We start from the raw sequence: 15,318 nt of genomic DNA, 5'->3' as shown, positions 1-15,318 counted from the left end.
TAGCCCATTGAGATGACTATCGCGTGAATTGAAGGCACGCGCTAGTATTTTTGATACTGATATCTAGCGCTGTAACGACAATCAATCGGCAATAGTAAACAAAAAAACATAACCAAAGCGTCATGGTCAGAAATATCTACATAAGCTATTGTTATATAAAGAGTTATTTATCAATAAAAATAAAAAAAATCGTTAGTTCGAAATTTTTTTTCATGATATTATAGCCACGTTAAGCGCATCACCTCAATCAACGCCGTAGAGGTTTTTCTTACAGTGAATTAGCGTCACCTAAGATGATAGATTGGTGTTTATTAAAGCGACCATATGTCGTTTCGATAAACTGGTATCTGACCATCATACTCCTTTCACTACTAACAAGAAGAAGGCACTAATGCCGCTTAGCTTTGCGTTGTTGCCTTTGTATTGTTAGCGTAGCCCGTTTAACAGTCGAACGACCTACTTAACCGTCTCCAGCCTCTGCTGGATTTTTAGTTTTGTGATGGCGCCGTTTGGTCTTTTGATTATTACTGTGAGTATCCGTTAATAACCACTATTCAATTTGATAGCGGTTGTGAGCCGTCACACAGAACGATCAGACTTCCTAAAGCACCATTTATTATGGTTTTTAAACGATAGTTATGGAGTTATTATGAACCCAGTAGACCAGTTTACCCCGCAAGAGCCTATCTTGTTTTCTGCTGTTGATTTGCTGAAGCCGGCATATCTTACCCAGTCATTAGAAACGCTACATACCCGTATTTCACCGCTATATAGTGTGGATGAAGTGCGTTGGTTGTCTGAGCTGTTACCACTTGCCAAACCTAGTGATGAAGAGCGCGATGCTGCTGCTGAGCAAACGCGTAAATTGGTCGAGCATGTGCGTAATGACGGCAAAGCCGTCAAAATGGTTGACTCATTATTGCTTGAGTATAGCCTTGATACCCAAGAAGGTATCTTGCTCATGAGCTTGGCAGAAGCGTTGATTCGTGTGCCAGATAACTATACGGCTGATGCCTTGATTCATGACAAAATGAGTGTGGCTGATTGGAAAAAGCACATCAAAAATGACAACGGCTTTATGGTCAATGCATCTACTTGGGGCATGATGATGACGGGCCGCGTCGTGAGCATTGATAGCAGCACAACGGCATCAGGTTTCTTAGACCGTATGACCAAAAAGATGGGCGAGCCTGTCATTCGTAGTGCGATGCAAAAAGCCATGCGTATCATGGGGCATCAGTTCGTATTGGGCGAAACCATTGAAGACGCCAATAAAAACAGCCAACCATATCGCAATAGAGGTTACACCTACTCATTTGATATGCTAGGTGAAGCGGCCATCACGCATAGAGATGCTGAAAAATATTTCAACGATTATCTGCATGCCATCAAAGCCACTGCGAGCATTAAAGTCAAAGACGGCATGCCAAAGCCATCGGTGTCTATCAAGCTATCAGCACTGCATCCTCGCTATGAAGCCACGCAAGAAACGCAAGTCATGGGACTGCTGCGTCAACGCTGCATGTTGCTTATTGAAGCGGCACGTGAGGTCAATGTTGATCTGAGTATTGATGCTGAAGAAGCAGATCGTCTTGAGATTTCTCTAAAACTGTTTGAGTCTCTATACCGTGATAACTTGACGGCTGGCTGGGATGGTTTGGGTATCGTTGTACAGGGTTACTCTAAACGCGCTATCGCAGTCCTCGCTTGGTTGGCTTGTCTCTCAAGTGAAGTAGGCGACCGCATCCCAGTACGCTTGGTAAAAGGCGCTTATTGGGATACAGAGATCAAACTGGCACAGCAAAAAGGTCTATCAGGTTATCCTGTATGGACTCGTAAAGAAGGCACGGATACCGCCTATCTCGCTTGTGCGCGTTTCTTATTATCAGATCATCTGCGCGGGCTAATCTGGCCACAGTTTGCCACTCATAATGCCCATACGCTAGCGTCAATCATTACGATGAGCGCGCACAGAGACTTTGAGTTCCAGCGTCTGCATGGCATGGGTGATGCACTTTACGACCATATTTTAGATGCTTATCAGATTCCAGTACGTATCTATGCACCAGTAGGCGCGCATAAAGACTTGCTACCGTACTTGGTACGTCGTTTGCTTGAGAACGGCGCAAACAGCTCGTTTGTCCATCAGTTACTAGACAAATCTTATCCTATCGATAAGCTAACTGTGCATCCATATGACAAGCTGCTGGCCAATGCCACGTTGAACAACCCAGATATCCCATTGCCATCAGGAATCTATGGCGAACGTCGTGCCAGTTTTGGTCCTAATATCTTTATTGACTCGCAGTGGGCTCCGTTTACAGCGGCTATCGATGGCTACTTAAACAAGTCTTGGACAGCGACACCTATCATCAATGGCAAAGCCGTTAATGATTACGAAGTCGATGGCACAACGCATCAGCTGGATGCTCAGACAGTACGTGCACCTTGGAACCATGAAGTGAGTGCTGGTGAAGTAAAATACGCCAACGCTCAATTGGCTCGCCAAGCCATCGATGCTGCTGTTGCTGGTCAAAACGAGTGGCAAAATGTATCAGCTGAAAAGCGTGCTGAGATCTTGCGTAAGATTGCAGAGCTATACGAAGAGAACTATGCTGAATTGATGGCACTGTGCCAAGTTGAAGCGGGCAAGACCCTGCAAGATGGTATTGATGAGATCAAAGAAGCGGTTGATTTCTGCCGTTTTTATGCAGACGAAGCCGAGCGTTTAGACGTGACTGCTTATGAGTTTACTGATTTGTCTGGTAAACAAGCCCGTCAAGTCTACAAAGCACGTGGGACTTTTGTCTGTATCAGTCCATGGAACTTCCCATTGGCAATCTACACCGGTCAAATCGTGGCGGCACTGGCTGCAGGTAATACGGTAGTGGCCAAACCCGCTGAACAAACCAGTTTGATTGCGCACTTTGCTGCACAATTAATGTATCAAGCGGGTATTCCAGCAGCGGCTCTGCAATTGGTCACTGGTGCAGGTGATGTGGGCGGCGCATTGACGGCAGCTGACAACATCGCAGGTGTGATCTTTACTGGTTCTACTCAAACCGCGCAGCGTATCAATCAAAGCCTAAACGACCATGCCCAAGCCAGCGGTGAGCTGCCAGTATTTATTGCAGAAACGGGTGGTCAGAACGCGATGATCGTTGATTCAACGGCATTGCCAGAGCAGGTTGTTAGAGACGCGGTATTATCAGCATTTGGCTCAGCGGGTCAACGTTGTTCAGCTTGCCGTATCTTGTGCGTGCAAGAAGAGATGGCAGATGATTTGATCGAGCTACTACAAGGTAACATGGCAGAATTGTCTGTTGGTAATCCACTTTATGCAGCCACCGATGTGGGCCCAGTGATTGATGCGGATGCCAAGCAAGGTCTAGAGGCGCATATCGCGCGTATGGAAGCCGAGCCAACCGCGACGATTTTGGCACAGACACCAATGAACTCAACCTCGGTCGTGAGCCAAGATCAGTCTACGTTTGTATTGCCAACGGCGATTGAAGTCAAAAGCATCGATGTCATCGGCGGTGAGCACTTTGGCCCGATTTTGCATGTACTGCGTTACCAAGCTCGTGATTTAAACAAGCTGATTGATGCGATTAATGCGACAGGTTTTGGTTTGACTTTGGGTATCCACAGTCGTATCGAAACCACCACTGAGAACATCGAGCGTCGCGCGTTTGTCGGCAATACCTATATTAACCGTAACCAGATTGGTGCCGTGGTCAACGTCCAGCCATTTGGTGGCTGTGGTCTGTCTGGTACTGGCCCTAAAGCGGGTGGTCCACACTACGTATCACGCCTCATGCAGCTAGTCTCAGAGCCAGCGACTGCTATCGAGGCTAGCACTAGCCAAGCCCAAACCACCACTCAAACAGAACTTGCATAAGGAGTAGCATCATGGCGACTGAATTCAAAAAAAATCATGCACAGGTCTGTGAGTCTTGGAGATTACTGGGTGCAGTAAACCGTGCAACCTATCTACAGGCAGCCATTCCAAAGCTGGCGCTGCTAACTGGTGATGCCAACAAAGCCAAGCGCTTATTCAATCATCTATTGAGTGCAGCACCTAGTTTGGATGAGATACATCGTATGGTTGGTGCCACTGGCGAATCAAACGATTTGTACGTCACTGGTCGCGGTAAGACGATGGTGGTGGGCGGTGAATCTGCCCGTGCAATGGCCGTACTAGGCCAGCTGATTGCAGCACTATTGACAGGCAATGAAGTCATATTGCATTGTCCAAGCCAAGATGAGATGTGTGTTGAAGCAGCAAAAGTGCTTTATGAAACGGGCATTAGCGAAGATGTGTTGAGCGTTGCTAATGACTCACAGACCATTACTTTGTTGTATATCGATCGTCTTGCACAAGTGGCAGTGTCTGGTAGCCGAGCTGATGTACAGACAATCAGCCAAGAGCTGGCTAATACTGATGGTATTTTGACTCAAGTCATTAGCGTAACGGATATGGAAGGCTTATCAGAGATGTTAACGCCTGATTATCTGCATCGTTTTGTCACTGAGCGTGTTAAAACAATCAATACCACCGCTATCGGTGGTAATGCAAGCTTACTTGAGCTTGGTACATAAGAAAAATTAAATGTGCTAGGTAGCAAGACGCTATTTAGCATCGTTCCAATAACGGTTAATGTTTATTTTCAAGAGCTTCAAAACTCTTAGAAAATAAGCATTGACCGTTTTTTTTATGGCTGCTTTTCAAGTATTTCATATTTTAGACGGTGAATACTTAAAATCTTATGACTTATGAACGCTATTTTATCGCTTGTCGGCAAACAGCAGTAGTGATATCATCATAAAACCTGACCAAATGGTCATCTTTCAAATCGGTGTTATCACTAACACCAAATCACTCAGACCGAAACTATTAGCGAGGCTGCCGGCACCTGTTATCAAGAAGTGTTAGTAGACTTAAAAATATATTAATCAAGGATGATTAACAGTGCCTGAATCTATAGAGTCTCAAAAAAACAGCGAGTTGATGTATCAGCTCAATGACAATCCTAGTTTTTGGCCAGCAAGCTTCGCGGCTTTACAACACCTATTAGCCAGCATCGTTGCTATTGTTACACCCACTTTGATTGTCGCTGGGACTTTGGGGTTGGGTGAATATGTTCCTTATTTGATTAGCTGTGCTCTAATCTCCTCTGGTATTGGTACTTATATTCAATGTAAAAAAATAGGTCCCGTAGGTGCTGGCATGTTAAGTTTACAAGGGACTAGCTTTGCTTTTTTGACTGCGATTATTTCTGCTGGCCTGATTGTAAAAGGACGTGGTGGTTCACCAGAAGATATTTTGGCCACCATCTTTGGGGTTAGTTTTTGCGCTGCCTTTGTCGAAGTTGTACTGAGTCGTTTTATTCATAAATTAAAAAGAATATTTACGCCTGTTGTCACTGGTACTATTATTATTCTCATTGGTGTTCCTTTGATCGAAGTGGCCATGACTGATATTGCAGGTGGCTTTGGTGCCGAAGATTTTGGTAGCTTACAGAATCTGTTTTTAGGTATGGTTGTACTGGTATCAGTGATTGTTTTTAACCGCTCAAAAAATCCCTTGTTAAGACTTTCCTCGATTGTTATTGCTTTAGTTTTAGGTATGCTAGCCGCCTTTTTTATGGGCAGGTTGGATTTTTCTTCACTGAGTAATGTTGGCTTCGTAACAGTTCCTATCCCCTTTAGATTTGGTTTTCAATTTGATATCGCCGCCTTTATTCCATTAGCCATTCTGTATTGTGTAAGTGCGCTTGAGACGACAGGCGATTTAACGGCAAATGCCGTGGTGTCAAAAGAGCCTGTCACAGGACCTGTCTATCTCAATCGCATTCAAGGTGGGGTATTGGCAGATGGTGTGAACTCTATGATTGCCGCGACTTTAAACAGTATGCCGTCGACGACTTTTAGTCAAAATAATGGCGTTATAGCGCTTACCGGAGTTGCCAGTCGCCATGTCGGGATTTATATTGCAGCGCTGATGATTATCATTGGGATGTTTCCTATCTTTGGCGCCTTATTACAAACCATGCCTCAGCCAGTACTAGGCGGTGCAACCTTGGTGATGTTTGGCACAGTAGCGGTGGCTGGTATCAAGGTATTGTCGACTGCCAAGCTCGACCGTCGCGATATGTTGATTGTCGCGACTTCTGTCGGAATGGGAATCGGTGTGTCTATGGTGCCTGAAGTGCTATCACATGTGCCTGAATTGATACGTAACGTGCTGATATCACCTGTAGCAATCGGTGCTATCACAGCCATTACATTAAGTTTGTTTTTACCAGTGGATACTCAGGACGCTGATATATAATAAAAATATAGTCAATCCTTTATAAAAGAGCTACAGCGTTAACCTTGCTTGAAGTATCACAGTTACATCTGTACTCGGTTGCCTTGACGCTCTTTTAAAATGAATTAACTATCTAGCCAGAAAGTATTATTAAATGCCATTATTGTTTAAGGTTTATTAAATATAGATTGATTGTTTTGAGCGATTTAGTAGATATTTATGTTGGTGGTTTATCTGAGCTGCCTAATTTTATAAAGCCCAATTTTTTAGCCGAGTCTTGCTATGATTAGTTTCTATCTGAACGGAAAGCACCATGAGATAACCCACCTCAATCCGAATACAACGGTACTTGAGTATTTACGCTTGCACGAACGACAGACCGATACCAAAGAAGGCTGTGGTAGTGGTGACTGCGGTGCCTGTACCATCATGGCGCGACGATTGGCTATAGATGATAGCGAACAATCTACCACTCCTTTTTATACTCTAAATTCCTGCATTACTTTACTGTCACTGATGGATGGTCATCACCTGATGACAGCGGCTTATCTCGCGGACAATCCTGAGCATCATCCAGATCGCGCCTCATTACACCCAGCACAACAAGCGATGGTTGACTGTCATGGTTCGCAGTGTGGCTTTTGTACGCCTGGGTTTGTGATGTCGCTGGCCAGCGTTTATGAAAACCATCGTCTGCAAAAAGTGCAGGATGCGACGATAGATGCGCTAAGCTATGATGATATTGTCGCTTCAATATCGGGGAATTTGTGTCGCTGTACGGGTTATCGTCCTATTATCGAAGCCGGTCTAGCCATGGGTAATATTGGTCTGCAGCGCCATGAAGCGCAGACAGTAGCAAAAGACCTCACGATAGCGTTAGCTACCGATGCGATGGCAACTAGCAAAGCGCCTTTTTCAACGAAGAATAATGCTATCGAACCTGCATTGACGCAAGACTCGCGACAGTTATTTGTGCCACAGTCAATTGATGAGCTGAATCAGGTGCTAGCGGCTAACCCAAAGGCGACTATATGGGCAGGCGGGACTGATTTGGGTCTAAGTGTGACGCAGCATTTGGTCGATCATGAAGTGATTGTGCAACTGTCTGCGATTGATGAGCTAAAATCTTGGTCAGTGGTGGATCCTAATGACAATGCGCTATCAGATGATAAGCAAAACGTAGCATCAGCATCTACAAAATCGCTAGTACTTGGTGCTGGTATGAGTTATAAAAAAATGCTGCCTGTGCTTGAGCAGTATTTTCCTACATTTGCTGCGGTATTTGAGCGCATTGCTTCACCACAAATTCGGAATATGGGTACTATCGGTGGCAATATTGCCAATGCCTCACCGATTGGGGATTTGCCGCCGATTCTGTTGGCGTTAGATGCGCAGGTTCATTTACGTCATTGTGGTATGGCCAATCGTACTGACAAATCTCAGGCATCTTACACTGATGAGATGATACCTTTATCAGCATTCTTTTTAGATTATAAAAAAACCAAGCTACGTGCAGGCAGCTATGTGGTCGCCGTCCATATACCACTTCTGCAATACAATCAGTATCTATACATTCATAAAATTAGTAAGCGCTATGAAGATGATATTTCTGCCTGTCTACTTGCGGCAAGACTGGATATCTCAGCAGATGGCATGACCATTGAGGATGTCAAATTTGGGCTTGGTGGGATGGCGGCAATACCTCTGTTAGCGACAAAATCTCAGCAAGCATTGATTGGACAGCCTTTGACGGTAGCTAGTTTTGAGAAGGCTGCACAGATGCTACCAATGGATGTCTCACCAATGACAGATGTGAGAGCGAGTCGAGAGTATCGTATGCATGTGGTGCAACGACTGCTCACTAAGTGCGGTAAGCAACTGGTAGCAGAAGTGCAAACGATAAGCGTTTGATAGAGACAGCTGGTATCGAAAGTGGGACTAACTTTCCTTTAACCCAAGTATAGATATTTATAACCGTTATGATTTTAACTTTTAATCCAGCTGTTCGTTATATCGTTCTTATCATGCCGCCAAAACGCTAGAATCCGAACATATAGGTTTGACCAAAAATATAAGAGAGCATCATCATGAGCCATCATTCTTCATTATTTGACAGCTACAGTATCCGTCGCGTACGTCCACCTAAAAACAAAATCGGTACTGGCGCAAAGCATGATAGTGCGATCAGTCATGTGATGGGCACTGCCACTTATGTCGATGATATGCTAAAGCCCCAAGGCACTTTGCATTTAGCCATCGGCAAGAGCACTCATGCACATGCACGCATATTGAGCATGGATCTGGACATGGTGAAAGCAGCCGATGGGGTGATAGATGTTATTACCTTTGAGGACATACCGGCTAAAACTGATATCGGCCCTGTCTTTGATGGCGATCCGCTGATGGTGGATAAGATTACAGAGTATATGGGTCAGACACTGTTTGCCGTCGTTGCTACCAGTCATCGGGCGGCCAAAAAAGCCACGCTCAAAGCAGTTATAGAATACGAGCCATTACCAGCAATATTGACTATTGAAGACGCATTGAATCAAGAGCAGTTTGTGCGTCCTAGCCATTTCATGACGCACGGGGACGCTTCAGCAGCACTTGAGTCTGCGTCTACTCGTATTGCAGGCCATATTCATATGCTGGGGCAAGAGCATTTTTATCTCGAAGGTCAGGTATCATATGTGGTGCCTTGTGATGATGGTGGTCTGGAGGTTTACACTTCCTCGCAGCATCCTAGCGAAGTGCAGCAACTCGTCGCTGAAGTAGTCGATCTGCCTTTTCATGCAGTGACTACCGTCGTACGTCGAATGGGTGGTGGTTTCGGCGGTAAAGAAACGCAAGCCGCTGCTTGGGCTTGTCTGTGCGGTATCGTGGCCAAACGCCATAATGTGCCAGTGAGTATGCGTCTAGACCGTCAGGATGACATGGTGGTGACGGGTAAACGTCATGAGTTTGCCAACCGATATGATGTGGGTGTCGATGATGCAGGTCAAATACTTGGCGTGGATATGCAATTATCAGGATTGTGTGGTTATTCGCCTGATTTATCTGATGCTATCGTTGATCGTGCGATGTTCCATTGTGACAATGCCTACTACTATCCAGCGGCACAGATAGCAGGCCATCGTTGTAAGACACACACCGTATCCAACACGGCATATCGAGGTTTTGGTGGTCCGCAAGGATTACTAACGGCTGAATATATGATGGATCATATCGCCTATACATTGGGAAAAGATCCGCTACAAGTACGATTAACGAACTTATATAAAGATGGTCAGAGCACCCATTATGGACAGCCGATTGAGCATTTTGATCTTGCCACGATAATGAAATCGCTGGCTGATGACAGTGAATATGATAAACGTCGTCAGCAGGTTACAGAGGCTAATAAAAAAGCAGACGCCGAGGGCAGTGATAAGCGCTTAGGTCTTGCATTGACGCCTGTCAAATTCGGTATCTCATTTACCGTACAGCATTTGAATCAAGCAGGGGCGCTGGTACATATCTATACCGACGGTACTATCCAGATCAATCATGGTGGTACTGAGATGGGGCAAGGGTTATATGTCAAGATTGCCCAGATTGTCGCCAATGAATTTGATGTAGATTTAGATACTGTAAAAGTTACGGCGACACGTACGGATAAAGTACCGAACACCTCGCCCACAGCGGCTTCATCGGGTACAGATATCAATGGTAAAGCGGCACAGAATGCTTGTATTACCATTAAAGAGCGCTTGGTTGAGTTTGCTGCTGAGCATTTTGAAGTTGTTGCAGAAAGCATTCAGTTTGAGAATAATCATGTCTATATTGCCGACAAAGCCACGCTTACTTTCGCTGAATTAACGCTACTGGCTTACCAGCATCGTATTAGTCTGTCTTCGACTGGCTATTATAAAACGCCGAAGATTTTTTATGACCGATCAAAAGCATGGGGTCGTCCGTTCTTTTACTTTGCACTGGGTGCATCGTGTTCAGAAGTCGAGATTGATATCTTAACGGGTGAGTATAAGGTACTGCGCTGCGATATCTTGCATGATGTTGGACAATCTATTAATCCAGATATTGATATTGGTCAGATCGAAGGTGGCTTCGTTCAAGGTATGGGTTGGCTGACCGCGGAAGAGCTGATTTGGGATAAGACAGGCAAACTTGCTTCCAATAGCGCGGCAAATTATAAGATTCCAACGGCTCATGACTTACCAAAGCAGTGGAGCGTGAAACTGTTCGATCGTAAGAATGAAGAGCAGACTATTTATAATTCTAAAGCAGTGGGCGAGCCACCATTTATGTTGGCCGCCAGCGTCTGGTGTGCGATTAATAATGCAGTCGCAAGCTTAGGTGATTATAAGAAAAATCCAGAATTGACCATGCCAGCGACGCCAGAGGCCGTATTGAAAGCTGTGATGCGTATGCAAGGTCAAGCGTGGGAGATTGCTGATAAAGTAGATGTTGACACTATTGAGAGCTTAACGTCAGCTGATGATAATTACGGTATTGATGATGATCGAGTACAGCCGCAGCAAGTACCTCATGGCAAAAATATCAATCCGACAGAGACTGAAGGTCAGCTATTCGACGATCAGCCCGAGGCGATAAAAGATCCAAATGTATCAACGGCTAGAGGTCCTGCGCACGGTGAGTAATATATCAGCGCCACAAACACCAGTATCACAAATATCCGAGCCACACTTATCTGAGCCACAAGTAACATCGTGTTCAGCTGTACACTCGATGCCCTTGATGCATTCGACGCGTTGGTATGATGGACTGGCACAATATCAGCAGCGGGGTGTCGCACATGTTTTGGCCACTGTCGTTGCTGTTAATGGTTCAGCGCCTCGAGAGTTACAATCCAAAATGATTGTAACGCTTGATGACTGCTGTGACACCTTGGGCGGCGGTAGTCTCGAGCATGATGTGACGATAACTGCTAGGAAGCTACTAAAAGGTGAGCCAGATACAGATGACTCAAAAGGCTCTAAATCATCAAGAGAAGGTAAGTCTGAAAAAGCCCAAGCAGTGCGCCGTGACGCTGTTTATACCAAAAATTATCCATTGGGCGCCAAGTTAGCGCAGTGCTGTGGTGGTAGTGTCACCGTCATGTTTGAGTGCTTTAATGTGACGCCGCCCATGTCGTTATTGGTTTTTGGAGCAGGGCATGTCGCCGCGGCATTAATGACCATACTTGCCGATTTACCTTGTCAGGTGGATTGGGTGGATAGCCGTGCTGAGATGTTTGAGCGGTATGTGATGCAGGATGCTGATGCTATAAATAGCCAAGTCACTTATCAATTGCCTGCGCATATTCGTCCTCATATCGAAGAAGATCCCGTGGACTTTGTACGCCCATTTGTTGTAAGTAGCCGCCGGAATGCAACAGCCAATAAAGGGTCTCAGCACTTCATATTAGTTATGACTCATGATCATAGTCTTGATTTTGACTTGGTGCGTGCGACGTTGGATGCTTCTCTAGATATAAATGCCGATGCTCATGAGGCCAATACCGACGATAGCGCATTACAATCTATGCCTTATCTAGGTTGTATCAGCTCAAAAACCAAAGAAAATCGTTTTAGAACTCGTTTGCTTCAGCGCGGCTATAGTGAGCAAGCGATTGCCAAGTTAACCATGCCAATAGGACTTAAAGTTGGTGGCAAAGAGCCTATGGCCGTTGCGGTATCTATCGCTGCGCAAGTTTTGCAGATTTATCATCGTGAATAAATGTTATAGGTCATAACTGATATTGACCCATAAACTTTGCGTCATTGTTCAACTTTCTATTATTTAGACATTACTTTCGTCTTTTATCTTTGTACGCCATAACGATATATAGGCTGCACTCAGTCACTTTGTGTTCAAAATATGCTCGTCATGCTTGAGTGTTTAACATGGCCTAATCTTGTGCCAAAGTGCTGATCCATTAATGTGAGATTTTTTATGGCCATACATATTTATCAAGCCCAATTACTGCATTATCTTACCGAAGATGACCTTGCTATCCGATCAAAAGAATTGGAGGCTGCGGCAAAAGATTCAGACAATGCCCAGTATCTAAATACCATAGAGCTGGATAGCAGTACCTCACTATTACCTGTCATCGCAGGCGTGAACGTTTATCCTGAATATATTGCAGACGGTGCACTCGTGGTCGATGATACGACGGGTCTAGTCGTGGATTACGGATATTGTGCCTCAATGATGTCACAGTATGGCAACGAGAGCGAGCAAGAGAGTAAAGCATCAGTACAGATTCATAACTGTAAGCACAATCTTATCATGCCAGGTTTTATCGATACTCATGTGCATTACCCGCAGATAGACATGATTGCTGCTTTTGGAGAGCAGTTGCTCGATTGGCTCAATAATTATACTTTTGTCACCGAGGCAAATTTTGGTAATTTAAAAGTTGCCCATGATACCGCGCGATTCTTTTTAAACCAGTTGTTGGCCAACGGTACAACGAGTGCATTGGTGTTTTCGACCAGTCATCCGCAATCGGTAGAGGCTTTCTTTACTGAAAGTATTCGACTGAACACACGCATGATTACTGGTAATGTGCTGATGGATAAAAATGCGCCTGAAAATCTGTGTGTGCCCACTGAGCAAGGTATCCGAGATACACAAAATATCATCGATAAATGGCATGAGCGTGGACGTCAGCATGTGGCCATCACCCCAAGGTTTGCGATTACATCGACGCCAAAACAATTGCAAATGACGGGTGAGCTATACCGCAGTTACGATAGTGTTTATCTGCAAACGCATCTGGCCGAAAACCTTGATGAAGTGGCTTTTGTACGTGAGCTTTATCCCAATCACAAAGGCTATCTGGATGTTTATCATGATATGGGCTTACTGGGTAGACGAACCACACTGGCACATGGTATTTACCTTGAAACCTCAGAGTACGAAGTGTTACGTGATACGGGAACTCAAATAGCGCACTGTCCAACCTCCAATTTATTTTTGGGTAGTGGGCTGTTCGATTTGTCCAAGACCTTGAGTTATACTGGCGTGAGTATCGCGACTGATGTGGGGGCGGGTACTAGCTTATCGATGCTGACGACTTTATCAGAGGCCTATAAGGTTCAGCAATTACAGAGAAAATTACTATCAGCCCATCAAGGGTTGTATCAGATTACATTGGGTAATGCGCAGTCGCTATTGTTGGATGATAAGATTGGTAATTTTATGCCAAACAAAGAAGCTGATTTTGTCGTGATAGATATGGGCGGTACGGAATTGCTCGAGCGTCGTATGACACAGACTAAGTCACTTGAAGAGCAGTTGTTTGTATTGATGATGCTAGGCGATGATAGAGTGATTGAGCAGACCGTTATCGCTGGCGTGAGTCGCTATAAAAGATCTACGATTTTATAGGATAAGTGTTTGTAGAATTAGTGATAAAAGTATGGTTTGTTTAACAAAGTATAGTACTTCAAATGACAGCGTTTAAATGCCCATATTCGAATGGCTTTTATTTGAAGGGCTCTTATTTTAATAGCTTTTATTTGAATAGCACCCAGTATCTATTTTACTAAAGTTACTCTGTAAATAGACACTGAGCGTGTTTCGCTATGAAGCCTGTTTAATATTTAGTCCGCTACTATAGTCAATCCTCTATAAAAGAGTGACAGCGTTAACCTCACTTGAGGTATCACATATACATCTGCGCTTGGTTGCCTTGACTCTCTTTTAAACTGAATCAACTATATCGCTAGTGGATTATTCAGGATAATTAATCCAAACCCAGCCGTTTTCTAACCATTCACTCAAGTCATCTGGATCAATATCCGTGACATCTTGATTGGTTAAATGCTCGCCACTGGCCAAGCGTATTAATACCGCTGCCGCTGCATCATCCAGACCATCAATACGTTGACCATTCGCATATAGCAGGACGCCATCATCAGTGTGGCTGTAAATCAAGCGGTTGTTATAGTCTGCTTGCAGTGTTGCGCCTTCGGCCAAGGCTTGCATCAGCTCGTCTGTATCTAAAGTTTCTTCTGGTACGAGTGCATCATATTGACGCTTGCTAACCACTTCAGACACTGCTTGGCGAATCATGTCATCACCACGATCAGATTGTAGCATTTGCAATAGTTGGTTTTTGATCGCTTGGATACTGTCAGTTTTTAACTCACCTGATGCTTGTAGCGCTTGTGGCAGTATCATCGGTATAAATAAATCGCTGTCGTTGGTTGCGATATCAGCCATATTATCGATGATTTGCATCAAGTTTGGGCGACGGCAGCCAAAAGAAAACGTCAAACAGTCATCTTGTGCAACGCCAAAGTGCGATAATTTAGGTGGTACGTACAGCACATCACCAGCTTCTAATATCTCATCAAATATAATCTCGCCCATATCGTCAAAAAGTCTGATTGGCTCATCGGCGACGAACTCTGTGCTTTTATCACAAAATTTGCCTAGCTGCCAACGGCGATGACCGTAACCTTGTGCCAAAAACACATCGTAATCATCATAGTGTTTGCCCACAGAGCCACCTTTTGGCGCATACGAGACCATAATATCATCGCGCTGCCACTGAGGTATAAAATCAAAAGCTTGCCACAGTTGACCAAGCTCAGGTGACCATTGCTCTAGATTCTGTACGAGCGCCGTCCACTGCTCAGGCAAGTTGTCAAAATCAGCTTCAGTCAATGGGCTCTTTTTAAGTTGCCATTGTGCTTGGCCTTCGGTCTTGGTCGCAGACTGGGTCAGTAGGCGTGCTGATGCTTCTTCTTCTAGTGCTAGGCCTAGCATGTCATCAGGTTCAAACATGCCGATGAGTTGTGGCAAGCCTTGCTTAATAAGGAGTGGTTTTTTTTGCCAGTATTCTGCTAGGAACTGTTCAGCAGTGATAGAGGCTGGCAAGCATAGAGGTATAGAGGTCATGAGTAAATCCGTGTCTTTAGATAAGTATAAGAATAATTAAGTATAAGAATAATAGTGATGATTGCTTTATAGGAAGGGTTTAATAGTTTATG

The 15,318-nt window shown here is 44.6% G+C and carries 8 protein-coding genes; 7 read left to right on the top strand and 1 reads right to left on the bottom strand.

Features of this window, described 5'->3' with window-relative positions:
• The first annotated feature begins 649 nt into the window (after nt 1–649).
• The 7 genes from putA (at nt 650) to guaD (ending at nt 13,708) form a co-directional block, all read left to right on the top strand.
• Nucleotides 650–3,901 (top strand): bifunctional proline dehydrogenase/L-glutamate gamma-semialdehyde dehydrogenase PutA, encoded by a 3,252-nt coding sequence (putA, locus tag JMW61_RS12735; protein WP_201551761.1) that lies wholly within the window; start codon nt 650–652, stop codon nt 3,899–3,901.
• Between the two features lie 11 nt (nt 3,902–3,912).
• Nucleotides 3,913–4,602: a 1-pyrroline-5-carboxylate dehydrogenase gene (locus JMW61_RS12730; RefSeq protein ID WP_201551760.1), complete on the top strand. Its 690-nt coding sequence runs from the start codon at nt 3,913–3,915 to the stop codon at nt 4,600–4,602.
• A 370-nt stretch (nt 4,603–4,972) separates the two neighbouring features.
• Nucleotides 4,973–6,334 (top strand): uracil-xanthine permease family protein, encoded by a 1,362-nt coding sequence (locus JMW61_RS12725; protein ID WP_265090124.1) that lies wholly within the window; start codon nt 4,973–4,975, stop codon nt 6,332–6,334.
• Between the two features lie 261 nt (nt 6,335–6,595).
• Complete coding sequence (locus tag JMW61_RS12720) at nt 6,596–8,224, top strand: xanthine dehydrogenase small subunit (RefSeq protein ID WP_201551759.1); 1,629 nt, start codon at nt 6,596–6,598, stop codon at nt 8,222–8,224.
• A gap of 176 nt (nt 8,225–8,400) precedes the next feature.
• Complete coding sequence (gene xdhB / locus JMW61_RS12715) at nt 8,401–10,971, top strand: xanthine dehydrogenase molybdopterin binding subunit (protein WP_201551758.1); 2,571 nt, start codon at nt 8,401–8,403, stop codon at nt 10,969–10,971.
• The gene (locus tag JMW61_RS12710) at nt 10,964–12,049 is read left to right on the top strand and encodes an XdhC family protein (RefSeq protein WP_227687466.1); all 1,086 of its coding nucleotides are present in this window, start codon (nt 10,964–10,966) and stop codon (nt 12,047–12,049) included. The genes xdhB and JMW61_RS12710 overlap by 8 nt, the downstream gene beginning before the upstream one ends.
• A gap of 216 nt (nt 12,050–12,265) precedes the next feature.
• The gene (guaD, locus tag JMW61_RS12705; RefSeq protein ID WP_201551757.1) at nt 12,266–13,708 is read left to right on the top strand and encodes a guanine deaminase; all 1,443 of its coding nucleotides are present in this window, start codon (nt 12,266–12,268) and stop codon (nt 13,706–13,708) included.
• A 345-nt stretch (nt 13,709–14,053) separates the two neighbouring features.
• Here the strand turns inward: guaD and JMW61_RS12700 are convergent, their stop codons facing one another.
• On the bottom strand, nt 14,054–15,226 hold the full coding sequence (locus tag JMW61_RS12700) for a cupin domain-containing protein (protein WP_201551756.1): 1,173 nt from the start codon (nt 15,224–15,226) through the stop codon (nt 14,054–14,056).
• Between the last annotated feature and the right edge of the window lie 92 nt (nt 15,227–15,318).

Source organism: Psychrobacter fjordensis, from assembly GCF_904845995.1.
In the GTDB taxonomy this organism is placed as follows: Bacteria; Pseudomonadota; Gammaproteobacteria; order Pseudomonadales; family Moraxellaceae; genus Psychrobacter; species Psychrobacter fjordensis.
This window is presented reverse-complemented; position numbering and strand designations above follow the sequence as displayed.